Source organism: Allomuricauda ruestringensis DSM 13258, assembly GCF_000224085.1.
Classification (GTDB): Bacteria; Bacteroidota; Bacteroidia; order Flavobacteriales; family Flavobacteriaceae; genus Flagellimonas; species Flagellimonas ruestringensis.
The window spans coordinates 2,319,659-2,344,883 of record NC_015945.1; the positions used below are offsets into that span (position 1 = coordinate 2,319,659).

A 25,225-nucleotide genomic window follows, 5' to 3' on the forward strand; every position below is an offset into this window, starting at 1 on the left:
TGGAAATGGAATCGTATGCAACGGCATTGTTATATGCTACACCATTTTTTATTGGCCTAGTACTTTTTGAGATACTTTACGGCCGATTTGTAAAAGATCAGAAACACAATCTCATGGATACCGTGAGTAGCCTTAGCTCGGGTTTGACCAATGTGGTGAAAGATTCTTTGGGGCTTGTGCTCATTCTGGTCAGTTATCCTTTTTTATTGGAGCATTTGGCGCTTATTGAAATTAAGGCAACTTGGTTGGTTTGGGTGGTGGCCTTTATTGCTTTGGACTTTGCGGGCTACTGGAATCACAGGTTAAGCCATCATATCAACTTTTTTTGGAACCAACATGTGATTCATCACAGTAGCGAGGAATTTAATTTAGCGTGTGCGCTTCGGCAGCCTATTTCCAATTTGTTGGGCTATTATGCGCTATTATTGGTTCCGGCCGCTCTTTTGGGTGTTCCCCACCAAGTTATTGCTGTACTGGCACCTATTCATCTTTTTGCTCAGTTTTGGTATCATACCCAGTATATTGGAAAAATGGGCTTTTTGGAATACGTGATTGTTACTCCCTCGCAACATCGGGTGCATCATGCCATCAATAAAGAGTACATTGATAAAAACCTCGGACAGATTTTTTGTGTTTGGGACCGAATGTTCGGGACTTTTCAAGAGGAATTGGATGAGGTTCCACCGCAATACGGAGTGCTGAAACCCGCCAACACATGGAATCCCATCATTATTAACTTTCAACATTTATGGCGATTGACCCAAGATGCATGGCGAACCAAAAACTATTGGGATAAGTTACGAATCTGGTTTATGCCTACGGGTTGGCGGCCACAGGATGTAAAAGAGAAATATCCTGTTGCCATTATTGAGAATGTATATAATTTCAGGAAGTATAAACCTCAAGCATCCTCTTCCCTTAAAGGATATTCACTCTTTCAACTGGCCATTACCACCATTTTGATGCTTTTTATGTTCTACAACTACTCAGATATTGGTTTTGAGGGACTCTTGTTGTTCGGTGCGTTTATTTTTGTGGGTATTTATGGATACACTACCTTGATGGATCGTAAAAATTATGCAGTTTGGATTGAAGTGATTCGAGGAGTAGGGGGATTGGTCTTGATTTATTTTACTAGGGACTGGTTCGGAATCAATGCGTATCTTTCCATGGGAAGCTATTTTGTGGCTTTTTATTTTTTGATCACCATTTTTGGAGGTATCTACTTTACCTACTTTGAGAAGTCGTTTATTGCTACAGATTTGGCTTCTTAGAGTATTTTTAGTTCTTTCTCCACTAGTTCCACATATTTTTCCATGGCCTCCTCTACACTGATTCTTTTGGCTTGAAACAGCGCGTTGGCCTTAAATGCATTAATGAGTGGGGTTCTGCTCCCTGGATTGTCGAAATTTTTGTTCGCTATCTTAAAATAGGCGTACAGTTTTAATAACAGGTCCGCTGGTAGTGGGTCTGTGTAGTCGTTAACAAAGTCAACGGCATCGTTGAACCTTTTATGTAGCTCTTTGTCAATCATCCAAAGGTCTTACGGAAGCAATACAGGTACGTGCCCCAACTACTTTTTGGTTTAGTTTAACAGTGATGTCACAATCAAGGGGCAATAAAAGGTCAACCCGAGAACCAAATTTTATAAAACCTGAATCTTCCCCTTGGGTTACTTGTTCGCCTTCTTCGGCATAGTTTACAATTCTACGTGCCATGGCACCGGCAATCTGCCTGTATCCTATTTCGCCAAATTTAGGGGTGTGCAGTATTATGGTGGTACGTTCGTTATCGGTACTGGATTTTGGGTGCCAGGCCACCAAATATTTTCCAGGGTGGTATTTGGAATAGGTCACCGTGCCACTGGCAGGGTATCGGGTTACATGTACATTGGTTGGCGACATAAATATGGATACCTGTTTTCTTCTTTCTTTGAAGTATTCGGGTTCATCAACTTCTTCGATAACAACGACCTTACCATCAACGGGGGCCAGGATTTCATCAAAATTGGGGGAGACCAATCTTTTCGGGTTTCTAAAAAACTGCAGAATTGCAATCAAAAGAAACAATGCGGCTATTTGAACGGCAAAACGAATCCATTCCACATCAATATAATACTGTGCGACCAATACGGCAGCTACCACTAGAAAAAAAGTGGTGATAATAATTTTTTGCCCCTCTTTATGAAACATAGGAGAATATATTTAAAATCAAATAAGCAAAAGGCGCAGCGAACACCAAGCTATCCAGTCGATCCCAAATTCCGCCATGCCCGGGTAAAATAGCTCCGCTATCCTTTACCCCGGCCATTCGTTTGAATTTTGATTCCAATAAATCGCCCAAACTCCCTGCGACCACTATTAAACAGGCCATTGCCATCCACTCTGTTACAGAAAGCTTTGTTTCGTACCAGGATAAAAAGTAAGCGGCCACCAGTGCAAAAATAAGACCTCCTACAGAACCTTCAATAGTTTTTTTGGGTGAAACTGCAGGAAATAATTTTGAGCGGCCCAAAGTTCTTCCGACCAAATAGGCAAATGTGTCGTTTACCCATATTAAAATAAAGATGCCCATGATCAAAAATTGTGCAAACTCATCATGTTTATATGGTATCATGGTCAAAAAAATACATCCGCCCCCGATGTAAAAAAGGCCGATGGTAAATTTTTGAAGGTTATTGAATTTTCTCGGTTTTTTCGAAAACAGGAACATTAACAGTGCTAGGTCCACTGCTATGGTGCAAAGCATCAACAAGTTTACCGCTGTGCTATCGTTGGTCAAGTAGATAAAAACCCACCAAAGTGCCAAATATGCTGCAAACATATAATACCCCTTAAGGCGAACTATACGCTTATATTCATAGAGGCAGGCCAAACCAAATGCCATAAAAAGAAAGTCGAAAGCGTCCGAACTTAAAAATACCGCGCCTAGCAGAAGTACCACATAAATCACCCCTGTTATGGAGCGTCTTAAAATTTCTCTCATGTATTTAGAAATCTTCTAGGAGTAAAAGATATACATTTTTTGAGGCACTTCCGTAGGAAAGAAAGTCATCTTTGTTTTCCTCGGTAGCTTGAAAGTGCTTTAATGTGGTAATATTATTGGGAATATTATTTTGATAACGTTCTTTAATTATTTTAAGTGCTTCGCTTATGGAATCCACCAATTGACTGGTAGTGGCGAACACCACCAAATTGGAAGGGAGTTCATTTAATTTTTTTTCCTTGATTTGATTGGAGCATACCAAAATGGAACCATTGTGCGCAACAAGGTGTTCACAGGTGGTGAAGAAAATCTCACTTTCGTTACGGTTGTTCGTGAAATCTATATTTTCTGAAGCAAAACGGGTTTCCAATCTTGGATCCATAGAATAGAAAAGATGGTTTTGCCAATCGTTTTCGGAAACAATATTTTTGAGAGCTTCGGAGATTTCGGCAAAGTCTTCACAGTAAATAAATTTTCCTCCATTTTTTTTAAAGTAGATGGTAAATTTCTCATCTACGGGAATTTTTAAATCGGGCATGTGGTCGCCACGGGTTTCCGCAGTTTCCTTGGAAACCTTTTTTCCTCCTCCGAATAGTTTTTTAAAAACTCCCATTTATGGCATTGTGTTCTTTGCTACTGAATCAATATAATTCTTTTGATTAAACTTTTATATCAAGGGTTTATTCTGCGGGTTCAAGTTTTTCTTCCTCTTTTTCAAAAGGCCTCCTACCAAATATTTTTTCCAGATCGTCTTTAAAAATAACTTCTTTGTCCAAAAGTCTTTCGGCAAGTTCGGTAAGCTTGTCCTTGTTGTCGGCCAACAATTTAATAGCTCTTTTGTATTGCTCTTCAATCATTTTGGAAATTTCCTGATCAATTTTTTGAGCAGTCTGCTCACTATATGGTTTGGTAAATCCATATTCGTTCTGGCCAGATGAGTCATAATAGGTGATATTCCCCAATTGATCATTTAGCCCATAAATAGTGACCATGGCGCGAGCTTGTTTGGTTACTTTTTCCAAATCGCTTAACGCACCTGTGGATATTTTATCAAACATTACTTTTTCTGCTGCTCTACCGCCCATAGTGGCGCACATTTCGTCCAACATTTGCTCTGGACGTACAATTAAACGTTCTTCGGGCAAATACCATGCAGCTCCCAAGGATTGTCCACGGGGAACAATGGTGACTTTTACCAAAGGCGCAGCGTGTTCCAACATCCAGCTTACCGTTGCGTGTCCAGCTTCGTGGTATGCGATGGTTTTCTTTTCCTCAGGGGTAATGATTTTGTTTTTCTTTTCCAGACCTCCAACAATTCTATCCACGGCATCCAAGAAATCTTGCTTGGTCACTGCTTTTTTCTCTTTACGGGCTGCGATAAGGGCAGCTTCGTTGCAAACGTTGGCAATATCGGCTCCGGAGAACCCAGGGGTTTGCTTGGCCAAAAAGTCCAAGTCCAAGGTTTCAGCGGTCTTGATCGGGCGAAGGTGTACTTCAAAAATTTCTTTTCTTTCGTTCAGGTCGGGCAGGTCAACATAAATTTGACGGTCAAAACGTCCTGCGCGCATTAAAGCTTTGTCCAATACATCGGCACGGTTGGTTGCGGCAAGTACGATTACGTTGGTATTGGTGCCAAAACCATCCATCTCGGTCAATAACTGGTTCAAGGTGTTTTCACGCTCATCGTTGGAACCTGTAAAGTTGTTTTTTCCTCTTGCACGTCCAATGGCATCAATCTCATCAATAAAAATAATGGCTGGAGATTTGTCCTTTGCTTGTTTGAACAAATCGCGCACTCTTGATGCCCCAACGCCTACGAACATTTCAACAAAATCGGAACCTGATAGCGAGAAGAAAGGTACTTTGGCCTCACCTGCCACGGCTTTTGCCAATAATGTTTTACCGGTTCCGGGTGGACCTACCAACAGGGCTCCCTTTGGTATTTTACCACCTAAAGAGGTGTATTTGTCAGGATTTTTAAGGAATTCTACGATTTCCTGTACTTCTTCTTTGGCTCCTTCGAGACCTGCCACATCTTTAAAAGAGGTGCGGGTATCTGTTTTTTCATCGAACAATTTGGCTTTGGATTTTCCAATGTTGAAAATCTGTCCGCCTGCGCCACCACCTGCACCGCCAGACATTCTGCGCATAAGGTAGATCCAAATACCAATAATAAGGGCAAATGGAAGCAGGGTTAAGAATATTTCGCCGATTACGTTGGATTCCGTGTCAAACTCAACAATAGTGTCGAGGTTGTTCTCTTTTTTGATTTCCGTGATTTCGTTTTGGAAAATCTGTAAATCACCATAATCCAGCACATACTGGGGTACCAATCCTGTGGAAGGGAACAAAGGTTTTTCGGCCACGCCTTTATGGACATCTTTGTTCAGTGCTTCCTCGGTAAGGAAAACCTTGGCCTGACGTGTATTTGTAATGATGACGATTTTGGAAATATCACCATTGCGCAAAAATTCCTGTAATTCGGAGGTTGTGGTTTTTTCGGTGCTTGAAAAACTGCTTCCTCCAAAAAATTGGAAGCCAATGATCAAGGCGATTACCACACCATAAATCCACCACGAACTTAAACGTGGCTTCTTTGGAGTATTATTATTTGGGTTGTTTTCTTTTGCCATTTTTTCTTAAGAATTGTAACTGCTTTCCACCATAGTGACTTTGGCATCTCCCCAAAGTCCCTCAATGTCATAAAATTCCCTAATATGTTTTTGAAATACATGTACCACAACGTTAACATAGTCCATCAGCACCCATTCTGCGTTTTCAGAGCCTTCGACATGCCAAGGCTTGTCGTGTATGGCCTTGCTAACTTTTTTTTGGACGGAGGATACAATTGCGTTTACATGTGTGTTGGAAGTACCGTTACAGATGATAAAGTAGTCGCAAACTGTATTTTCGATTTCCCTAAGGTCAAGTAGGTTTATATCAACTCCTTTAACGTCTTCTATTCCTTCTAGGATCAAGGCAATCAATTCATCTGCGCTAGCTTTCGTTTTCTGCATTCAAAAATTTTAGTTTTTACAAAGTTATGTTTTTTTTGTTTTCTTAGCCCTAGTTTTTAACAAATCATAAAGGCTTGCTACATTGGGACAACATTTTCAAATACTCAAACTTGATGCCACGGACTCCACAAATTTGTATTTGAAGGATTTACTGCGCTCGGAAAACCCTTCGGATTATACCGTTGTTGTTACGGATAAACAACTTAAAGGGAGAGGACAAATGGGGGCTGTATGGCAATCTTGTGGGGGTAAAAACCTTACTTTCAGTGTGTTGAAAAAATTTGATTCTTTGAGCGTTCAACACCAATTTGTTTTAAACATTGCGATTTCCTTGGCGGTTTTTGATGCCGTAACGGAACTCTCTGTGCCCAATGTTAAGGTGAAATGGCCCAACGACATTATGTCAGGTTCCATGAAAATATGTGGTATTTTGATAGAAAATATACTTAAGGGGGCCAAGGTGGGGCATTCGATCATCGGAATAGGGCTAAATGTGAACCAAACGGATTTTGAGGGGTTGGACAAAGCATCATCATTAAAGTCGACAACGGGCCGTAACTTTGATTTGGAGGAGCTCCTTCACATAATTTTGGAGCGTATCGGGTTTCATTTGGAGAAAATAGAAACAAAAACTGTTTCTCAACTATTGCCTGCATACGAGAAGGTGCTTTTTAGAAAGGATAAGCCCTCTACCTTTGCCAATGCCCAGGGAAAAATGTTCATAGGATATATCCGCAGGGTGTCACCTTCGGGCAAATTAGTGCTCGAATTGGAGGATAGGGTATTTAAAGCATTTGATTTAAAGGAGGTAAGCCTGCTTTACTGACCTATTTTATCCAGATTATTGGACAAAGTTCCCATAAAATTGGTAATCGGCGCCTTGATCATCATGGCCATCATGGCATTGAACTCACCTTCAAAATTTAATGCTACCTCGCTTTCATTTTCTCCTAAGGATTCAATGTCGGCAGTTAGTGTAAAAGGAAGTTTGTCGCTTGCCGCACCCAAAACAACTTTGTCATGCGGGTTTTGCTCCTTCAGCCTAAGTACAATTTCCGGCATGCCTTTCAACGCAAATTTGAATGTGTTTTCGTCCAATACTTCAAATTTGTCAATATTCTCAGGCATCAAGGTTTCAAAGTTTTTGATGTCCGTCAAGAACTCAAATACTTCTTTATCGCTTTTGGCTACTTTCTTTTTTGAGGCTTCAATGTGCATGGTAAAATATTATTTCCATTCTTGTGGATTGGATCTCCACTCCAATAGGGTTTGTAGTTGTGTTTCTTGGATGTAGTTGGTATCCGAAGCTTGCTCGATCAGGTTTTCGTAATCGGACAAGGTATGGAGTTCCACGCCTTCTTTTTTAAAATTCTCAACGGATACAGGGAAACCATAGGTAAAAATGGCGATCATTCCCTTGATGTCGGCTTGTTGTTCCTTCAAAGCCTGTACGGCATTAAGGCTGCTGTTTCCAGTACTGATCAAATCTTCGATGACCACAACGCTCTGGCCGGGTTCAAAATATCCTTCAATCTGGTTTTGCCTACCGTGTTCTTTGGGTTTTGGCCTTACATAAACAAAGGGAAGTCCCAAAGCTTCTGCGACCAAAATGCCAATTCCGATGGCTCCTGTGGCCACACCGGCAATCACATCCGGCTTTCCGTAAAGCTCTTCAACTTGCTTTGCAATTTCTTCCCTGACAAAGCTTCTTACCTCGGGGTAGGAGAGCATAATTCTATTGTCGCAATAAATAGGAGATTTCCAACCTGAAGCCCATGTAAAAGGATTTTCAGGTTCCAACTTAATTGCATTAATTTGTAATAACAGTTCAGCTGTTTTTTTTGCGATTTGTTTATCTAAAACCATTGCGCAAATGTATGAAGTTTTTGTTAATGAGGCCCCACTGATTTTAACAAACGAGCGCCCTCAGGATTCCAATGGTAATTTGTTCTCTTTGGATGGTGATTCTATTGTTGAGGCAATTCGGTTATTGTCCAAAAAGAAGTTGAAAAAAGCGTATCTCTACCATCCTGATGATAAAAAAATCCTAAAGCTTTTTATGCACAAGATTCCAGTAGTGGTTGCCGGCGGTGGATTTGTAATTAATAAAAAGGGCAAGGTTCTTTTTATTTACAGAAACGGAAAGTGGGATTTGCCAAAGGGAAAAGTGGACAAGGGAGAATCCATAGAAAATGCTGCGATCAGGGAAGTTGAGGAGGAAACCGGTGTAAAAAATCTTGTGATTGAAAGATTTCTTCACACAACGTTCCACATATTTAAAAGAAACGGGGAATACCGATTGAAGCAGACGCATTGGTTTATTATGTCGACCGATTACACCGGAAAATTGGTGGCCGAAAAAGCCGAAGGCATCAAAAAGGTAAAGTGGAAAGGCCCCAAAAAAACCAAAAAGGCATTAAAGAACTCTTACCATAACATTAAGGTGTTGTTTGATGATTGGCCTTTTAATTAGTTAACAAACCTGCGGCTTCACTGTTTTTTGCTATTCTGAAAATAGGGTAGGTGAGGTAGGCTTCTTCAAAATGTACAGAACGTTCAAAAATCCAATTCAATTGTGCGTACCAATTGTTGGCAAAATTAAGGTCGTTTTCTTTTTTCATTTCAAACCCCCGAAGTAACAAAGAGTCTTTTTGCAGCATTTCCAAAGCTACATCTTCAAAAACGTAAGGGGAGAACCCTTCTTTGCGTTGCAGTACGGTATCAAAAAAGTTCCAGTTAAAGAATGAGTCGGCTCCCTGCGGTTCCAATGTCTCCAAAAGAAATCTGATTCCTGGTTGACGGGTGGGCACCAACAGATCACCTTCCCTAAAATGAACTTTTTTAATGATTTTTTCCACTTGGGTGTCGGAGTGCAGGTAATGACCTTCATAAGGTTCATTTCTGGTATTGTAATCCACTATTTTGTAAACTTCTACGGAAAGGGTGGTATCTTTTGCTATGGATGAATATTGAATTTTGTTGGCATCCAACCGCTCTATGACCTTTTTCCAACTCTTTTTTACGATATAGGCTTCTGGAACCTTAACTGTGTCCACTGGATAAAAGTAATCTTGGTATACCGTCTCTTTGGTGAACGGCTTATCTCGGTTGTACTTTAATCTTGGAAGTCCGGTTACTTCGCTAGTGATCTGTTCAGCTTCAAACCCTTTAAAATTTAGGGCACTGGTTTTTGTGGTGTCCACTTGCCAGTTAAAATAATATTCGGCAAGGTCCAGGTTTTTTTCCAAAGTTTCTTTTCGGAGGGATTTTATGTCCTCGTGCTCAACTTCTACTACATCAATAAGACTCTGCATTAGGGCATAAGTACCTTCAACACGTTGTTTGTAGGGTTTTAACATGTGTGTTTCTACCATTAAACCCAAGGTGCTCCATAGTGTTGTATATCCTGTAGAGTATCGGGGGTGATCCATAAATTGGGTAAATCCCATTTCGGGAGGGACATTGAATACATTTACATAAGGGGTAATGTCCCATTCCTTTTCCGCTAAAGAATTTTCAAGAGCTGGCATTAAAGTATTGTGCAGGTATTTGCCCATTTCACCGCCCAATTTATTGTGTTGGGTAAAAAGGTGGGTCAAGGTGTATTGGTAATCTGCTCCATTGCTTACATGGTTATCTATAAAAACATCGGGTTTTACCCTATGGAATATCTGCGCAAAGGTCTTGGCGTTTTGGGTATCCATTTTGATGAAATCCCGATTAAGGTCGTAATTGCGGGCATTTCCCCGAAACCCATATTCAAAAGGTCCATTTTGATTGGCCCTGGTGGTGGAGTTGCGATTAAGTGAGCCACCCACGTTATAGATGGGAATGGTGACCAATACCGTATTTTTGGGTGTGGGCAGTTTACCGGTGGCCAAGTCCCTGTAAAGCATCATGGTGGCATCTATACCATCACTTTCGCCCGGGTGTATTCCATTGTTTATTAGGATAATGGTTTTTTCCTTGCGAATATTTTCATAATTAAAATCCCCATCTGGGTTAAATGTTACCGTGTGCAGCGGGTAACCGCTATCCGTTTTCCCAATGGTATGAATGTTTATCTCGGGAAATTCACGGGCAAGGGCAATGTAATAGTCAATGGTTTGTTTATAAGTGGCCGTTTCCTTTCCGTCCGATGATTCATAATGGGTCGGATACGAGGGCTTTTCATCCTGCGTTTCAGATTCGCAGGAGATCAAAAGAAAAAGAGCCGTTAAGAAAATTATATACTTCAAAATATTATGGGAACTTTGGTTCGCACAAAAACCTGTTTGGCGGTACCAAAAATACAGAATATTATAATTTAAGAAGCTACGTTGATACAAACAAGGTCGGTTGGCTCAATTTTAAAAATAGGTTTGTTCTTAAAATTGAGGACATGTGGACACTTGTCTTTGAAACTATTCCATTTTTTGTAGTCTGCAGGATCAATGGAAGATGTAATCATATTGATTACGACATGCCCATCAACATCCAAAGCGATAAATTCATCAAGAAACCCCCAACCGTCCATAATGGGCATATTGATGTCGAGAAAAATGACATCTGGAATGTTTTCTCCTTTCTCTTGTCTTTCCTTTATGGCTTCATAAGCTTCGTGCCCGTTTTGAAATATTTGAACATCATCACAATGAGTAACCGATCGTAACATTTTTTTAATGCCAAATACGGTAATGGGATCATCGTCCACAATAAAAATACAACTAACTTTCTTCATTAAAATAAACATTGAACGTAGTGCCCTTGTCAACTTCGCTTTGCACTGTTATACTTCCGCCCATGGCCTCAATTTGGTTCCTTACAAGGTATAGGCCAAAGCCTTTGGCATCTTTTCTGTTGTGGAATGTTTTGTACATTCCAAAAATTTTGTCACCGTATTTGTCTAAATTTATTCCCAGTCCATTGTCGGAAACGCTCAACTCTATCCCTTCGTTGGACTTTATGGCATTTATGGTAATCAATGGTTCTCTATTGGGACTTTTATATTTGATTGCGTTGGAAACAAGGTTCAATACAATGCTGTCCAAATAGGCAGGTACGCAGTTCACCTCAATATTTTCCGATATATTGTTTATAACTTGAGATTTATTTTCTTCCAAAAGGGCAGAAAGGTTTTCTAGTACCTTTGTGACATTATTTTTTAGATTGAGCGGTTTTTTTGTTACCGATGTTTTGGTGTTGACGTCTACCACTTGGTTTAAGTTTTCCAAGGTTTCCAACAAGTTGTCCGAAGCCTGTGAGAGCATTTTTAAAATACGTTTACGTTCTTCAGCATCCTTTTCCGAGTTTAAAAAGCCCAGAAGCATGGAGAAATTAGCGGAATGTGACCTCAAATTATGGGAAACAATATGTGCAAAACTGATAAGTTTTTGGTTTTGCATAGAGGTGATATTGATTAAATTCCGCAACTGTTCCTCTTTCTTTTTTATATTGGTAATGTCCAAACTCATTCCAATGAGTCCACAAACTTTCCCATCTAGGTCAAAATATGGAATTTTAGATGTAAGAAAATAAATGGTTTTTCCATGCACAGTACTAGCGGTCTCTTTCCCTATTATTGGAGTTAGGTGCTTCATCACCTGAAGATCTTCTTCCCTGAAAATTTTGGCCGTTTCTTCGCTGTATAGGTCAAAATCGGTTTTACCAATGACTTGTTCTGGTTTTTTATTGAGAAACTGGCACTCCCCCTTGTTGACCAACACTTTTCTGGATTCCAAATCTTTCACATACACATTCAATGGAAGGCTATCTACCAATGTGGAGAGCAATTGTTGGTGTTCCTTTACTTTGGTTTCGGCCGTTACCTGATCATGTATGTCCTTTATAGTGCCAAAAACCTTAACTGCTTTTCCGTTTTCTATAATCGGTTTTCCTGTTATACGGACCCATCTTTCTTCACCATGGAATGTAACAATCATTAACTTGACATCATAAGATTGATGGCTTAGGGCAATTTTATGGAAAAGCATGGATGCTTTATTTCGGCTATACCCTGGTTTATAGAAATTTATGGCCTCTATTATGGTTGGTTCGAAGCACTCGGGTACTTGGTGAATTCGTTTTGTTTCCTTGCACCAAGTAAGTTTCTCTTCATCAATTTCATACTCCCACCAACCTGTTTTGGATACTTCGACCTTTGTTTCCAGAATATTGTTCAACCAATCTATCTGTTGTTCTTTTTCAACTTCGGAGGTAATATCGTCAGTTTGGACAATGGTCCCGATCACATTCTCCTTTTCATCGAACCATGGGGCAAAATAGCTTTTCAAATGGCGGGTGCCCTTGCTGCTTTTTATTTTATGTTTAAGGGAAAAGGGGGTATGCTCCTTGAGCTTTTTCTCTAGATCTAAAATCTCTGGATATAATGGAAAAATTTTGGTTTGGTGGTTCTTGTCTTGTAAGGATTGACCAAAAATTTCGAGCCATGAACAGGAGGCATCCTGTACGATGCCTTTCTTGCAAAGGAGAGCGGTTGCCTTTGGCAACTGTTTTAGTAAATAAAATTGGTCAACTCTTTCAACTGCTTTCAAAACTCGGGGGATGTTTAAAAACGTTCTACCGCTAAGAAATTTCTGACCAAATGTATAATTATTGAATTGTCAGGTAGATTTATTGTTGTGAAAGCATGGATAAATGTTGTATTCGATGGGTTAGTTATGGTTTGAAAAATTCACAAAAGAAAGAATTTACCTACGGTCAATTATTGAAAAAGGAAATGATTTTATTTTTTTACCACAACAGTGTCAGGTACTAAGCCAGTATAGTCGCCGCCATTTCTAATAACATCGCGAACTATGGAAGAGCTGATGTAAGATTTGCCGGAAGATGTCAATAAAAAAACTGTTTCGATTTCCGACAGTTTACGGTTGGTGTGGGCAATGGCTTTTTCAAACTCAAAATCTGCTGGATTGCGCAATCCTCTTAATATAAAATTGGCTTCTATTTTTTTACAAAAATCTACGGTCATTCCCTTGTAGGTGGTCACTTTGATTTTTGGTTCGTCTTTAAACGCTTCTTCTATAAATTTAACGCGTTCTTCCAGCGAAAACATATATGTTTTATCCGCGTTGATCCCGATGGCAATCACCAATTCATCGAACAGGGTGACCCCTCTTTTAATAATATCGTAATGCCCTAAAGTAAGTGGGTCAAAGGAACCAGGAAACAATGCGCGTCTCATGTTATGGAATAAAGTTTTTTAAAAATAAGGTTTCTATCGCAAAGCTTCAACAATAGCGCTATCAAAAAGTGCCTCAAGGGAAATTCCTGCTGTTTTGGCCTGCTGTGGCAGAAGGCTTTCCTCGGTAAGTCCCGGGGTTGTGTTTATTTCGAGCAGATGTGGTACATCACCAATAAAAATAAACTCACTTCGAGTGTAGCCTTTTAAACCCAAGGTCTTGTAGATATATTCCGCCAATTCCCTCACATTGGCCTCCTGTGTATTGGAAATCCTTGCGGGTGTAATCTCTTGCGATTTGCCCATGTATTTGGCCTCAAAATCAAAAAAATCGTTTTCAGAAATAATCTCGGTCGCTGGGAGCACTGTTACTTCGTTCCGATAGGTAATCACACCGACTGATACTTCGGTGCCATCCAAAAAAGATTCTATAATAATTTGTGTGTCTTCTTTAAATGCATTTGCTATGGCCGTGTTCAAATCCTCCTTTTTATGCACTTTGGATATTCCGTAGCTGCTGCCCGCCCTGTTGGCCTTAACAAAGCAAGGAAGCCCTACTTTTCTCACAATGGCGTCCTCGTCCACCGATTGCCCTTTGTTCAAATAATAGGAAGTTGCACAAGGCACTCCATAGGGCTTTAGCGTACTCAGCAAATCCCGTTTGTTAAAAGTCAGCGCAGCTTCGTAATGGTTGCAAGAGGTTTGTGGAATGCCCAAAAGTTCAAAGTAAGCCTGCATTAGGCCATCTTCGCCCGGTGTTCCGTGGATGGCGTTGAAAACACAATCAAAATTAACCTTGTCCCTGTTGACCTTGATACTGAAATCTGATTTATCAATAGGTATCTCATTATCGGATGCATCCAAATAAAACCATTTCTCTTTGGTAATCACGATTCGGTACGCATTGTACTTTTTTTTATCCAGATATTTGTACACCACATTTCCACTTTTAATGGAAATATGGTACTCGCTGGAATAGCCGCCCATAATTATGGCAATGTTCTTTTTCATTGACTTGTAAAATATCACAAAGCCAAAATAAAGAAAAAAGGGTTGGCTTTCCTATATTTGTTCCGTTAAGGTGAACTACATGAAGAATTTTTTCAAATTTTTAAAAAGCAAGACTTTTTTGATTCAGCTTGGATTGGCAGCTTTGGCCGTTGTGGTCTTGGTGTTTCTTACTTTGCAATGGCTAAAGAACACCACCAACCATGGTGAATTTGTAGAAGTGCCCGATTTTTCCAAAATGTCGGTTATGGAGATGCGAAAAGCAGTCGAGGAAGCGGGACTCAGATATCAAGTGTTGGATTCTTCCAACTTTAACCCCGATTATCCCAGATTTTCCATTTTGGATCAAAATCCGCCCGCAGGGAACAAGGTTAAATCCAACCGAAAAATATATTTTACGGTAAACCCTTCTGGATACAAAAAGGTGACCGTCCCGGATATCATCCAAGTTACCCAACGGAATGCCGCTTCCATGCTCAAGGCCGTAGGTTTGGATGTGGAGCGCGTTACCTATATTGATGAGTTGGGGAAGGATATGGTGTACAACATGAAATACAAAGGAAAATACATAAAACCGGGAGATAAACTGCCCAAAACCTCCAAAGTGGAGTTGATTTGCGGAAATGGCACCATACCCGGTAGTGCTAGGGTACAGGCAGATTCCCAATAAACATGAATACTCCGGACAATCAAGATGAACTATCTCAAGATGAGCTGTACGAGCATCATGGTTTTGTGGCCTCCAAAGGTCAGGAACCTTTGCGCGTGGATAAATTCCTGATGAACTTTATCGAAAACGCTACGCGGAACAAAATTCAGCAAGCGGCCAAAAAAGGCCATATTTGGGTGAACGGTACCATTGTAAAACAAAATTACAAAGTAAAAGCGGGTGATGAGGTAAAAGTGATGTTCGAACATCCGCCCTATGAGTTTTTGTTAACGCCAGAAGACATTCCTTTGGACATTGTTTATGAGGATGATGTGCTTTTGGTGGTGAACAAGCCTGCCGGTATGGTGGTGCATCCTGGTCATGGTAATTACTCGGGCACATTGATTAATGCGCTTGTATACCATTTTGAAAACTTGCCGAACAATAGTTCCGATAGGCCCGGATTGGTACATCGCATCGATAAGGATACTTCTGGATTGCTGGTCATCGCCAAAACAGAATCCGCAATGACCCATTTGGCCCAGCAGTTTTTTGACAAGAGCAGTGAGCGTGAATACGTGGCCTTGGTTTGGGGCAATGTGGAAGAAGATGAAGGCACCGTAGAAGGTCATATAGCTCGAAACCCTAAAAACCGCCTGCAAATGATGGTTTTTCCAGAAGGTGACGAGGGTAAAGATGCCGTAACTCATTATAAGGTATTGGAACGTTTTGGCTACGTTACTTTGATTTCCTGCAAGCTGGAAACGGGAAGAACACATCAAATTAGGGTGCACATGAAATATATTGGGCATACCCTGTTCAACGATGAACGCTATGGGGGCGACAAAATTTTAAAGGGAACTACCTTTACCAAGTACAAACAATTTGTGGATAATACCTTTAAGGTGCTGCCCAGACAGGCCTTGCACGCCAAAACACTTGGCTTTGAACATCCTGTAACGGGTGAGTTTATGCGTTTTGATTCCGAACTGCCCGAGGATATGGTAAATTGTATTGAAAAGTGGCGTGGCTATGCCAAGCATCACGAATCATAGGTTTCTTCAATCTTAAGATTGAAAACACCATTGGAATACCCTTCCAAATAAATAAAATCCTCGCTATTTTTACTAAAAATTAGAACAAGATGAAGATTGTGATATCTCCTGCAAAGTCACTTGATTACGATACGGCTTTGCCCACATCAAAATATAGTCAACCCCAATTCTTGGAACAAGCAAAAAAATTGAATGCAGTTTTAAAGAAGAAAAAACCAAAAGCATTGTCGAGGTTGATGTCCATTTCCGATAAGCTGGCGGACTTGAACTGGGAACGCAATCAACAATTTTCACTGCCCTTTACAGTTGATAATGCACGACCTGCCGTTTATGCTTTTAATGGCGATGTGTACCAAGGTTTGGATGCCTACACCATCTCTGAAGATAAATTAGGTCGTTTGCAGGATACTTTAAGAATTTTGTCCGGTTTATACGGCGTACTTAAACCTTTGGATTTGATTCAGCCCTACCGATTGGAAATGGGCACACAATTAAAGGTGGGCCGCAAAAAGAATTTGTACGAATTTTGGAAAAAACAGCTCACCGATTACCTGAACAATGAATTGGCCGAGGATGAGTTGTTCGTGAACTTGGCGAGCAACGAATACTTTAGTGCTGTGGACGATAAGAACCTTAAGGTTCCCGTGATTGCACCTGTCTTTAAAGATTGGAAAAATGATAAGCTGAAAGTCATTAGTTTTTTCGCCAAAAAAGCGCGTGGTTCCATGGTCCGTTATATCTTGGACACAGGAGCCGAAACGCTGGACGATATCAAGAATTTTGACTACGACGGCTATCTTTACAGTGAGGAGCACACGGTAAAGAAAAACGAACCCGTGTTCATCCGATAAAAAACTTTGGTAAAATCCGAAGTAATCTTTAAGTTATAGTCGATTCAGGGCATGTTGTTACGATTGAATTGCACATGCCTTAAATTGTGATACACTTAAATTTAACCCAGAGGTTACACATTATTCACGACCTTTGGGTGTTTGTCTATTTTTAACACTAACATAAACCAAATTCATGCAGCAGACTAAACGGTTAGAAGAGTTTAAAAAATCGGTAACCAATAAGTTTAATATCTATAATAGCCTTTTCCTTAGCTTGCCATACAAGAACGTAGAAAATGTGGGAATTCTTATCCCTCTTTTGCTCGATCAGTGCGAGAAAGGGCTAAAGGCAGGCAAGGAACCCCAAGAGATTCTGGATGTATTCTTTTCCAACTTCGTGGATATTCAAGACGAACGGGAACGATTGGATTTTATGTTCCGTATCATTCAATACGTAGAGCGCCAAGTGGTGCTGTACGATAGTGTTGAGGATTCCGCATTTCCCAAACTTCAGGAGTACAGTAGTTCGTTGACCATTAAGGATTATTTTGAGTTGGTAAACCGTACCAAAAACTGGGACAAGGTCTCCAAAAAATTATCAACCTTTAGTGCGCGTATTGTTTTAACGGCACATCCCACGCAGTTTTACACCCCGGCCGTTTTGGACATCATTGCAGAGCTTCGTTCGTTGATTGATGAAGATAGGATTCATGATATTGATGTAACCCTGCAACAATTGGGTTTGACCTCTTTGATCAATGCTAAAAAACCTACGCCCTTGGATGAGGCGAAAAATATCATCTATATTCTTCGTAACACCTATTATGATGCTGTTGGAGAACTCTACCAATATGTAAAAGGCAACATTAAGGATGAAAAGTTTGAGAACTACAACCTTATGAAGCTTGGATTTTGGCCAGGGGGTGACCGAGATGGAAACCCATTTGTAACGGCCGATATCACCAAACAAGTGGCCGACGAACTCAGGCTCACCTTAATGAAGTGCTATTACAACGAATTGAAGGACCTCCGTAAAAAATTGACCTTTAAAGGAATGCAAGGGCATCTTAATGAGTTGAGCGGTAAAATGTACCAGGCCATGTTCGATCCCAATGCGGCAATTTCCTACGAAGGCATTATTGAACATTTAAGTGCAGTGAGAGAAGAGCTGATCGAACATTATCACGGCTTATATTTGAATGAGTTGGATCAGTTTATAGATAAGGTCCACATCTTTAAAACACATTTTGCAACCTTGGATATCCGTCAAGATCACAGCAAACATAAATTGGTGGTGGAAACCGTGCTTAAAAAGCAAGGGGCCATCAAGGAAAGTTTGGATGAACTCAAGGAAAAGGAGTTGGTGGATTTATTGCTCCAAGGTGATTACAAACTTAATCCAAAGGATTTTGATGATGACATTGTAAAAGATACCATTCTCAATATTCAAAACTTGAAAGCAATTCAGGATAAAAACGGTGAAGATGGATGTAACCGTTATATCATCAGTAATTCCGAAGATATTTTTTCCGTGTTGTTCGTATTTGGATTGTTCAGATGGTGCGGTTGGGACGAGAAAGAAATCACTTTTGATATTGTTCCATTGTTCGAAACAATGAACGGTATGGATGCTTCCGAGGAAGTGATGCAAACCTTGTTCGATATTCCACAATATAGAAAGCACCTGGAACGAAGAAGAGATATCCATACGATCATGCTCGGATTTTCCGATGGTACCAAAGATGGAGGTTACTTAAAAGCCAACTGGTCTATTTTGAAGACCAAGGAAACCTTGAGTAAAGTCTGCAAGAAAAACGGGATCAATGCCATTTTCTTTGATGGTAGGGGAGGGCCACCGGCAAGGGGTGGAGGTAAGACCCATAGGTTCTACGCCGCCCAGACCAAGGATGTGGCCAATCACGAGATTCAGCTTACCATTCAAGGGCAGACCATTACCAGTACCTACGGAACCAAGGAGCAGTTTATTCATAATTCTGAGCAAATGCTCACAGCCGGGATAAGCAACAACCTTTTTGGTAAAGAGCACACCATTTCTGCAGCGCAACGTAAACTTATTGAAGAACTTTCCGAACTAAGTTTTGGAAAGTATGATTCGTTGAAGCAACACGAAAAATTTATTCCGTATTTAGAGAATAGGAGTACTTTAAAATATTATACCAAAGCCAATATAGGTAGTAGGCCTGGTAAACGTGGGAACAAAAAGCAGTTGACACTATCCGACCTACGCGCCATTTCGTTTGTAGGTTCTTGGAGCCAGTTAAAACAGAATGTCCCGGGGTATTTTGGGTTAGGTTCCGCCCTTATGCAGTTAAAAGAAGAAGGGCGATTGAACGAGGTTAAAAAACTTTACAAAGAGGTTCCTTTCTTTAAAGCGTTAATGCTGAACAGTATGATGTCCCTGGCCAAAACCAATTTTGATTTGACCAGTTATATGAAGGATGATCCCGAATTTGGGGACTTCTGGAACATTTTACACGATGAATTCCAATTGTCAAAAAAGATGTTGCTACAGATTTCCGGTCTTAAAATTTTGATGGAAGACGAAGCCGTATCAAGAGAATCGGTGAAAATCAGGGAAAAGATTGTATTGCCATTGTTGGTGATTCAGCAAAATGCCTTGTATCACATTACCCAAAATTCAGAATACAAAGAACTCTACGAAAAAATTGTAACGCGTTCGTTGTACGGAAACATTAATGCAAGTAGGAACTCGGCTTAGTTTCTGATTTGTTCTCAAATCTAATAGTAGCAATCAGTATGGTGTAAAATTTAAAAGCATCATACTGATTGTTTATTTTTACCCAAATACGGAATACTTTCAATTTTGAGCTCACAACTTTTTAAGCATACCCATCCCTATGACCCCTTTTTATTGTCAGAGGCGACCAAACTGATTGTAGGTACCCTGCCGCCACCTCGTTTTACCACAGGAGAACTTAAGGCACAAGATGTTGATTTCTGTTATGGCAGTTGCAATGGACAACTTTGGCCCATTCTTGATAGAATCTTCGATTTGGGGCTGAAATATGAAACCTCAAATGAAGCCGTTGAGCAACGCAAGCGTTTTCTGATTGAAAATAAAATTGGGGTCTGCGATATTGTAGAAAGTGCCGAACGCGAAAAAATTGATGCCTCCGATTTGGGTATGCAAAATGTGGTTCTTCGGGATTTGGTCGGGTATTTGCAAGCGTACCCCAACATTCAAACAGTGTTGTTCATGGGTGGCAACAGCAAAAATGGTCCGGAATATTTCTTTCGCAGACAGTTGAAAGCGCATGGTCTTAAACTGAAAGTAGTATCCAATGAGGTGCCTCGAATCCATCATTTGAAACTTTCAAGTCCAATGTCAGTTCAAGCAGAGTCGAGAATGGTTAAGACCGTCTCATTGACGGCACCTTCGGGAGCTGCCAACCGAGCCGTTGGAAGTTTACAGGCCTACAAAGATTTAAAAAACAAAAACCCTGATTTCAATACCCTTGATTTTAGGGTGATGCAATATCGGGAGTTTTTTATTGATTAGGGATAGTACCTAAGACCCATCCCAAAATCTATTCGTCCACTTCCTTGGGGGCGTTGGTTTTTTGGCAATTCAATTTCTTCAGTAGAGGTTCCATCATCAAAGGTGACTTTCTTCACCCTTCCCGCTGTTATTCCTATTTGCAGTCCCAACGACCAATTTTCGGCAATACCAATGTCATATCCCACTTCAGAAACAAATCCTATGGCATTTCCTGTGATTTTGACTGGATTGGAATAATCTTGCTCATTTTTGTAAGATAGGTAGCCTATAGAGGAATTTAGAAAGAAAGCATTCTTTTTGGATTGATTTAAAAATCTCAAACTGAACTGAGGTCCTATAAAATTGACAGTTATATCATCTCTGTAGACTATTGATGGGTCTTCGAACGCACCAATTAATTCATTGTTGGCATTGTAATAGCTATATCTGACACCTAATCCAAAATATTCATCGAACAAATAAATAGTGCTACCCTCTATATGATACCCTGACCTTAGTTTGTCAAAATAGTTGTTCAGTTCAGAAGATCCTGAATCATAATCTTTTCCCGGGTCATAACTATACCCCGCATTGACTCCGATTCTAAAACCTGAATTTTTATTGGACCCGGGTATTTCATCTTTAGAAATATTGGGTTCCTCATAAAAATCATATCTATATGATGCCACATTCTTTAAAGGAATCAATGTACTTTGTACTTCGCTATTCTTTTTGAAGACAAAAAAAATTTGATCCCTTTTTACTTTGGTGATTTTACAATTGATTGAATCGTTGGATGTAGTAACTATTAAATCTTGGGAAAAGCCAAATTGGCACACAAAGGGAATAATTAAAATTATGTAGAGGTTTTTCATGGATATGGTGATATATTATTCAGATAATCTTAAAATAAGTGCGTCAATTCTATGGCAAGTGCTCCAAAAATTGGGCTTTTTGTGTTTTGTGATTCTAATGCCATTGCCGCCAGCCTTTCTAGCTTCCAGTTTGGCCTTGTCCAAAACAGTTTCATAGTTACATTTTGTACTAAACCCAGTATCTCCTACTTTCACAATTCCAAGTACTTCAGCATCATCAGGTTGTTTGTCATTGATTTGAAGCACAACTACCTCTTCTTCATAGTTAAGCGTTTCGTACTCCTTTCTAATAGAGGTAGATATTTTTGGGCTGCATGAGCCTAGACAAAAAGCAATTCCCAAAACCAGTTTTGTAATATTTTTCACATTTCGGTTTTCTAGAAAACGATTAAATGTCTAATCTGGTATATTTTTATTCATTTTAGAAGAAAGAATCCCATAAAACGCCTTAATACCATAGGCCAACTGACCAATTTTGATATTCTCGTTTGGGCTATGTTGGTTGTTATCAGGGTTCACTACAGGTACAATAAAGGCAGGAATTTTCAATTCGTTGATAAAAGGCGAGATTGGCACTGTGCCACCCATGGTACGGATTTGAATGACCTCTTCCTCAAAACTTTTGTTTAAAGTGTTTACGATAAACTTGCCATAAGGATTATCCAGATCGGTGCGGAAAGCATCGGTTACGCTTCCTTCGGCTACGGTTATAATTTTATCAAACTGCATACGCTCCTCTTTGGAAGGTATATGGTCCAATACTTTGTATCCCTGTTTAGTGATATGGTCCTTTACTAAGTTTTTAAGACGATCTCCATCACTCTCTACTACCAACCTCAAATCCAGTTCAGCGGTAGCGCTTTCAGGAACAATGGTTCGTGCCTTGTCGCCAACCCAGCCCGAGCCCAATCCACGAATGTTCAAGGATGGGTATTGCAGGGCTTCTTGATAATAACTGCCCACTTTTTCGGCAGTTTTAAACTGAAGTTTCTCTGCAATGGCCTCGTCACTATCAGGAACACTTTTTAATATGGAATCAGTTTTTTCGTCAATGGAAATACCATCGTAATAGCCGGGAATGGTCACTCTACCTTCGGTATCTTTCATGGTGGCCAGTAATTGTGCCAATTGGAACCCTGGATTTGGAGCGTAATTACCATAATGTCCACTATGCTGTGGTTTTATGGGCCCATAGGTGGTAAGTGTCAAGGTGGTGATGCCACGGCACCCATAAACCACCGTTGGATTTTCCGAAGCATGAACAGGTCCGTCTACGATCATCAAAAAATCGGATTCCAAAAGTTCGCGGTACTGCTTCACGGCAGCGGGCAAGGGTTTGCTGCTCTTCTCCTCTTCACTGTCCAAAATCACTTTTATGTTAAAAGGAATTTCTTTGCCATCTTTCTTTAATAAATCCATGGCGTTCAAGAGCATCACAATAGGTGATTTATCATCCGAAGTAGATCGCCCAAATAAACGCCAATCGTAGTTGATATCGTCACCCAGTTCATCAAAGGAAACCGTTTCAAACCCACCATCTTTCGGTGCTTTCAAAACCACCTGGTAAGGATTGGGTTGATCCCATTTGGATGGGTCTACGGATTGCCCATCAAAATGCATATAAATAAGTACCGTAGGTTTTTCACCGCTCACAGGCGTGGCCGCAAAAAACAGAGGAAGCCCCTCTGTATCCAAAACGGCAGTATTGAAGCCCCTGTCCCCGAACTTTCGTTTTAGCCACATAATGTTTCGGTCAATATCCGCAGCATCCAGCGCATCGTTGGGAATGGCTATAAATTCACGAATCTCGTTAATGGCATGTGCCACCTGTGATTTTACGGCAACATCATCTTGCGCCGAAAGGGAAAAAGTTAACAACAGGGAAACTAGGGATAGTATTTTTTTCATGAGACAAATCAGCATTGATTTTAAAAGCTGAAATTTAACCAATTTGCCTCACAAAGTCACCAATACCGTCCACTCCATTTTCTGTTAAATGTTTGATGAAGGCCGAACCAATGATAGCTCCTTTGGCTTTTTCCGTTGCTTGAACAAAAGTTTCCGCATTACTAATGCCAAACCCAACAATTTGAGGGTTTTTCAACTGCATGTTGGCAATACGCTCAAAATAGGCTGATTGTTCCGTTCCAAAACCTTGTTTGGCTCCCGTAGTACTCGCGGAACTTACCATATAAATAAAACCCTCGGAGGCTTCATCAATAGCTTTGATACGTTCATCGCTAGTTTGTGGGGTAATTAAAAAGACGTTGATCAGTCCGTGTTTTTTGAAAATGGCTTCGTATTCCTCGTTGTAAACATCTAAAGGAAGGTCTGGTAGAATGAGTCCATCAATACCAATTTCTTCACATTTAGTGCAAAACTCCTCCACACCATATTGAAGTACTGGATTAAAATAACCCATTAGGATCAAAGGAATGGAAACCGTTTTGCGAATGTCTTTTAATTGCTCAAAGAGCAAAGCCGTGTTCATTCCATTTTTTAACGCAGCGGTGGAGCTTTCCTGAATGGTTGGGCCATCGGCCAAAGGGTCACTGAACGGAAGCCCTATTTCGATGAGGTCGACCCCACTTTTTTCCAAATCTTCGATGATTTTAACGGTGTCGTTCAAATTGGGATAACCAGCCGAAAAGTATATGGAGAGGATTTTTTTGTCCTCTTGTAGTTTTTGTTTGATTCTGTTCATTTTAATTTTTTTCGATTATACACAATTGTACCAGAGGTCAATCCAAATGTCATATCGAGCGCAGTCGAGATGTTTTTGTCTGCCTTTCGACTGCGCTCAAGAGGACAAAAACAAAGCATAGGTACAAATCTTAAAGGCCACTGGTACAATTACGGATATACAATTAATTTTTCATTGGATTCCTGCTTTCTCAGGAATGACATAAAATTATAATTTAAAATAATCAATATAGTTCTGTAAATCTTTGTCGCCACGTCCGGATAGGTTTACCACCACCACATCATCTGGATTGAATTTCCTGTCCTCAAAAATGGCGAGGGCATGGGAAGATTCAATAGCTGGGATAATACCTTCCAGTTTGCAAAGCTCCAAACCAGCCTTCATAGCGTCATCATCGGTAATGGAAATAAACTCACCCCTGCCAGACGTGTACAAATGTGCGTGCATGGGCCCTACACCCGGGTAATCCAATCCTGCCGAAATGGAGTAGGGTTCGGTAATCTGTCCATCTTGGGTCTGCATCAACAAGGTTTTGCTACCATGGATAATGCCTACTTTGCCTAAGGCGGAGGTGGCAGCACTTTCACCCGAATGAATGCCTTTTCCTGCGGCTTCCACGGCAATGATGCCTACGTCCGGAGTATCAAGATAATGGTAGAACGCTCCCGCAGCATTACTTCCGCCACCTACACAGGCTACCACATAATCAGGTTTTTCGCGTCCTTCTTTTTCTTGAAGTTGACTTTTGATTTCTTCGGAAATTACAGATTGAAATCGTGCTACCATATCCGGGTATGGGTGGGGACCGACCACGGAACCAATAATGTAATGCGTATCCACGGGATTGTTAATCCAATCCCTGATAGCTTCGTTGGTGGCATCTTTTAAGGTTTTACTGCCCGATGTTGCGGGCCTGACCTCTGCGCCCAACATTTTCATACGGGCAACGTTAGGTGCTTGGCGGGCAATATCTATTTCACCCATATAAACTATGCATTCAATCCCCATAAGAGCACAGACCGTAGCAGTGGCCACACCATGTTGTCCAGCACCAGTTTCTGCAATGATTCGGTTTTTGCCCAACTTTTTGGCCATCAGTATTTGCCCAATGGTGTTGTTGACTTTATGGGCTCCGGTATGGCACAAATCTTCGCGTTTCAGATAGATTTTTGTGTTGTATTTTTCGGATAGACGGTTGGCGAAATAAAGCGGTGTGGGCCTGCCCACATAATCTTTCAGCAATTGATGGAATTCTTCTTTGAACGAAGGTTCTTCCATAATACTGAGGTAGTTCTGCCGAAGCTCTTCGCAATTGGGATACAGCATTTCCGGGATAAATGCTCCCCCGAACTCACCATAATACCCCCGTTCATCCGCATGATAGCTCTTCATAGGTTTC

At 40.6% G+C, this 25,225-nt stretch carries 26 protein-coding genes; 8 read left to right on the forward strand and 18 right to left on the reverse strand.

The features are described from left to right. Positions 1-5 precede the first annotated feature (5 nt). Positions 6-1,274, forward strand: a complete 1,269-nt coding sequence (locus MURRU_RS10410; RefSeq protein ID WP_014033430.1) for a sterol desaturase family protein — start codon at positions 6-8, stop codon at positions 1,272-1,274. Here the strand turns inward: MURRU_RS10410 and MURRU_RS10415 are convergent. The 6 genes from MURRU_RS10415 to rsfS form a co-directional block, all read right to left on the reverse strand. Next, on the reverse strand, positions 1,271-1,534 hold the full coding sequence (locus tag MURRU_RS10415; RefSeq protein WP_014033431.1) for an acyl-CoA-binding protein: 264 nt from the start codon (positions 1,532-1,534) through the stop codon (positions 1,271-1,273). The two genes, MURRU_RS10410 and MURRU_RS10415, sit on opposite strands and share 4 nt — an antisense overlap. Next, the gene (locus tag MURRU_RS10420; RefSeq protein WP_014033432.1) at positions 1,527-2,192 is read right to left on the reverse strand and encodes a phosphatidylserine decarboxylase family protein; all 666 of its coding nucleotides are present in this window, start codon (positions 2,190-2,192) and stop codon (positions 1,527-1,529) included. The genes MURRU_RS10415 and MURRU_RS10420 overlap by 8 nt, the downstream gene beginning before the upstream one ends. Next, positions 2,182-2,985: a phosphatidate cytidylyltransferase gene (locus MURRU_RS10425; protein ID WP_014033433.1), complete on the reverse strand. Its 804-nt coding sequence runs from the start codon at positions 2,983-2,985 to the stop codon at positions 2,182-2,184. The genes MURRU_RS10420 and MURRU_RS10425 overlap by 11 nt, the downstream gene beginning before the upstream one ends. Before the next feature lie 4 nt (positions 2,986-2,989). Continuing rightward, positions 2,990-3,598 carry an LUD domain-containing protein gene (locus MURRU_RS10430; RefSeq protein ID WP_014033434.1) on the reverse strand — a complete coding sequence of 203 codons (609 nt, stop codon included), beginning with the start codon at positions 3,596-3,598 and terminating at the stop codon, positions 2,990-2,992. Between the two features lie 67 nt (positions 3,599-3,665). Continuing rightward, complete coding sequence (ftsH, locus tag MURRU_RS10435; protein ID WP_014033435.1) at positions 3,666-5,618, reverse strand: ATP-dependent zinc metalloprotease FtsH; 1,953 nt, start codon at positions 5,616-5,618, stop codon at positions 3,666-3,668. A gap of 6 nt (positions 5,619-5,624) precedes the next feature. Next, positions 5,625-6,002 carry a ribosome silencing factor gene (gene rsfS / locus MURRU_RS10440; RefSeq protein ID WP_014033436.1) on the reverse strand — a complete coding sequence of 126 codons (378 nt, stop codon included), beginning with the start codon at positions 6,000-6,002 and terminating at the stop codon, positions 5,625-5,627. 82 nt (positions 6,003-6,084) lie between these two features. Between rsfS and MURRU_RS10445 the strand changes: the two genes are divergently transcribed. Further along, positions 6,085-6,828: a biotin--[acetyl-CoA-carboxylase] ligase gene (locus tag MURRU_RS10445; RefSeq protein ID WP_014033437.1), complete on the forward strand. Its 744-nt coding sequence runs from the start codon at positions 6,085-6,087 to the stop codon at positions 6,826-6,828. On the opposite strand, the gene MURRU_RS10450 is transcribed toward MURRU_RS10445, so the two are convergent. Together MURRU_RS10450 and pyrE are read right to left on the reverse strand one after the other, a co-directional pair. Continuing rightward, entirely contained in the window at positions 6,822-7,220 is a 399-nt protein-coding gene (locus MURRU_RS10450) for an orotate phosphoribosyltransferase (RefSeq protein ID WP_014033438.1), read from the reverse strand. The genes MURRU_RS10445 and MURRU_RS10450 overlap by 7 nt on opposite strands. A gap of 9 nt (positions 7,221-7,229) precedes the next feature. Further along, a complete protein-coding gene (pyrE, locus tag MURRU_RS10455; protein ID WP_014033439.1) occupies positions 7,230-7,868 on the reverse strand; it encodes an orotate phosphoribosyltransferase in 639 nt (212 codons plus the stop codon). A 7-nt stretch (positions 7,869-7,875) separates the two neighbouring features. Between pyrE and MURRU_RS10460 the strand changes: the two genes are divergently transcribed. Continuing rightward, complete coding sequence (locus MURRU_RS10460; RefSeq protein ID WP_014033440.1) at positions 7,876-8,475, forward strand: NUDIX hydrolase; 600 nt, start codon at positions 7,876-7,878, stop codon at positions 8,473-8,475. Here the strand turns inward: MURRU_RS10460 and MURRU_RS10465 are convergent. The 5 genes from MURRU_RS10465 to MURRU_RS10485 form a co-directional block, all read right to left on the reverse strand. Then, positions 8,468-10,240, reverse strand: coding sequence for a M14 family metallopeptidase (locus MURRU_RS10465; RefSeq protein ID WP_014033441.1), 1,773 nt, complete (start codon positions 10,238-10,240; stop codon positions 8,468-8,470). The genes MURRU_RS10460 and MURRU_RS10465 overlap by 8 nt on opposite strands. Positions 10,241-10,308: 68 nt before the next feature. Beyond that, positions 10,309-10,722, reverse strand: a complete 414-nt coding sequence (locus MURRU_RS10470; RefSeq protein WP_041801462.1) for a response regulator — start codon at positions 10,720-10,722, stop codon at positions 10,309-10,311. Next, entirely contained in the window at positions 10,709-12,535 is a 1,827-nt protein-coding gene (locus MURRU_RS17385) for a PAS domain-containing protein (protein ID WP_014033443.1), read from the reverse strand. Before MURRU_RS17385 ends, MURRU_RS10470 begins: the two co-directional genes overlap by 14 nt. 191 nt (positions 12,536-12,726) lie before the next feature. Beyond that, positions 12,727-13,185, reverse strand: coding sequence for a pantetheine-phosphate adenylyltransferase (coaD, locus tag MURRU_RS10480; protein ID WP_014033444.1), 459 nt, complete (start codon positions 13,183-13,185; stop codon positions 12,727-12,729). 33 nt (positions 13,186-13,218) lie between these two features. Beyond that, the gene (locus MURRU_RS10485) at positions 13,219-14,193 is read right to left on the reverse strand and encodes a D-alanine--D-alanine ligase (protein ID WP_014033445.1); all 975 of its coding nucleotides are present in this window, start codon (positions 14,191-14,193) and stop codon (positions 13,219-13,221) included. A 79-nt stretch (positions 14,194-14,272) separates the two neighbouring features. Here MURRU_RS10485 and MURRU_RS10490 point away from each other — a divergent pair, with 79 nt between their 5' ends. The 5 genes from MURRU_RS10490 (at position 14,273) to MURRU_RS10510 (ending at position 20,268) form a co-directional block, all read left to right on the forward strand. Next, positions 14,273-14,860, forward strand: coding sequence for a PASTA domain-containing protein (locus tag MURRU_RS10490; protein WP_014033446.1), 588 nt, complete (start codon positions 14,273-14,275; stop codon positions 14,858-14,860). Between the two features lie 2 nt (positions 14,861-14,862). Beyond that, complete coding sequence (locus MURRU_RS10495; protein ID WP_014033447.1) at positions 14,863-15,894, forward strand: RluA family pseudouridine synthase; 1,032 nt, start codon at positions 14,863-14,865, stop codon at positions 15,892-15,894. An 89-nt stretch (positions 15,895-15,983) separates the two neighbouring features. Continuing rightward, positions 15,984-16,745, forward strand: a complete 762-nt coding sequence (gene yaaA / locus MURRU_RS10500) for a peroxide stress protein YaaA (protein ID WP_014033448.1) — start codon at positions 15,984-15,986, stop codon at positions 16,743-16,745. 175 nt (positions 16,746-16,920) lie between these two features. Beyond that, positions 16,921-19,467 (forward strand): phosphoenolpyruvate carboxylase, encoded by a 2,547-nt coding sequence (locus tag MURRU_RS10505; RefSeq protein WP_014033449.1) that lies wholly within the window; start codon positions 16,921-16,923, stop codon positions 19,465-19,467. Between the two features lie 105 nt (positions 19,468-19,572). Beyond that, positions 19,573-20,268 carry a uracil-DNA glycosylase family protein gene (locus MURRU_RS10510; protein ID WP_014033450.1) on the forward strand — a complete coding sequence of 232 codons (696 nt, stop codon included), beginning with the start codon at positions 19,573-19,575 and terminating at the stop codon, positions 20,266-20,268. Here the strand turns inward: MURRU_RS10510 and MURRU_RS10515 are convergent. The 5 genes from MURRU_RS10515 to trpB all read right to left on the reverse strand — a co-directional run bounded on the left by MURRU_RS10515 (position 20,265) and on the right by trpB (position 25,218). Continuing rightward, positions 20,265-21,122 (reverse strand): autotransporter outer membrane beta-barrel domain-containing protein, encoded by an 858-nt coding sequence (locus MURRU_RS10515; protein WP_014033451.1) that lies wholly within the window; start codon positions 21,120-21,122, stop codon positions 20,265-20,267. The genes MURRU_RS10510 and MURRU_RS10515 overlap by 4 nt on opposite strands. A gap of 15 nt (positions 21,123-21,137) precedes the next feature. Beyond that, the gene (locus MURRU_RS10520) at positions 21,138-21,488 is read right to left on the reverse strand and encodes a hypothetical protein (RefSeq protein ID WP_014033452.1); all 351 of its coding nucleotides are present in this window, start codon (positions 21,486-21,488) and stop codon (positions 21,138-21,140) included. A 30-nt stretch (positions 21,489-21,518) separates the two neighbouring features. Beyond that, on the reverse strand, positions 21,519-23,030 hold the full coding sequence (locus tag MURRU_RS10525) for a M20/M25/M40 family metallo-hydrolase (RefSeq protein WP_041801464.1): 1,512 nt from the start codon (positions 23,028-23,030) through the stop codon (positions 21,519-21,521). Between the two features lie 34 nt (positions 23,031-23,064). Then, positions 23,065-23,826, reverse strand: a complete 762-nt coding sequence (trpA, locus tag MURRU_RS10530; RefSeq protein ID WP_014033454.1) for a tryptophan synthase subunit alpha — start codon at positions 23,824-23,826, stop codon at positions 23,065-23,067. Between the two features lie 207 nt (positions 23,827-24,033). Next, positions 24,034-25,218, reverse strand: a complete 1,185-nt coding sequence (gene trpB / locus MURRU_RS10535) for a tryptophan synthase subunit beta (RefSeq protein WP_014033455.1) — start codon at positions 25,216-25,218, stop codon at positions 24,034-24,036. Between the last annotated feature and the right edge of the window lie 7 nt (positions 25,219-25,225).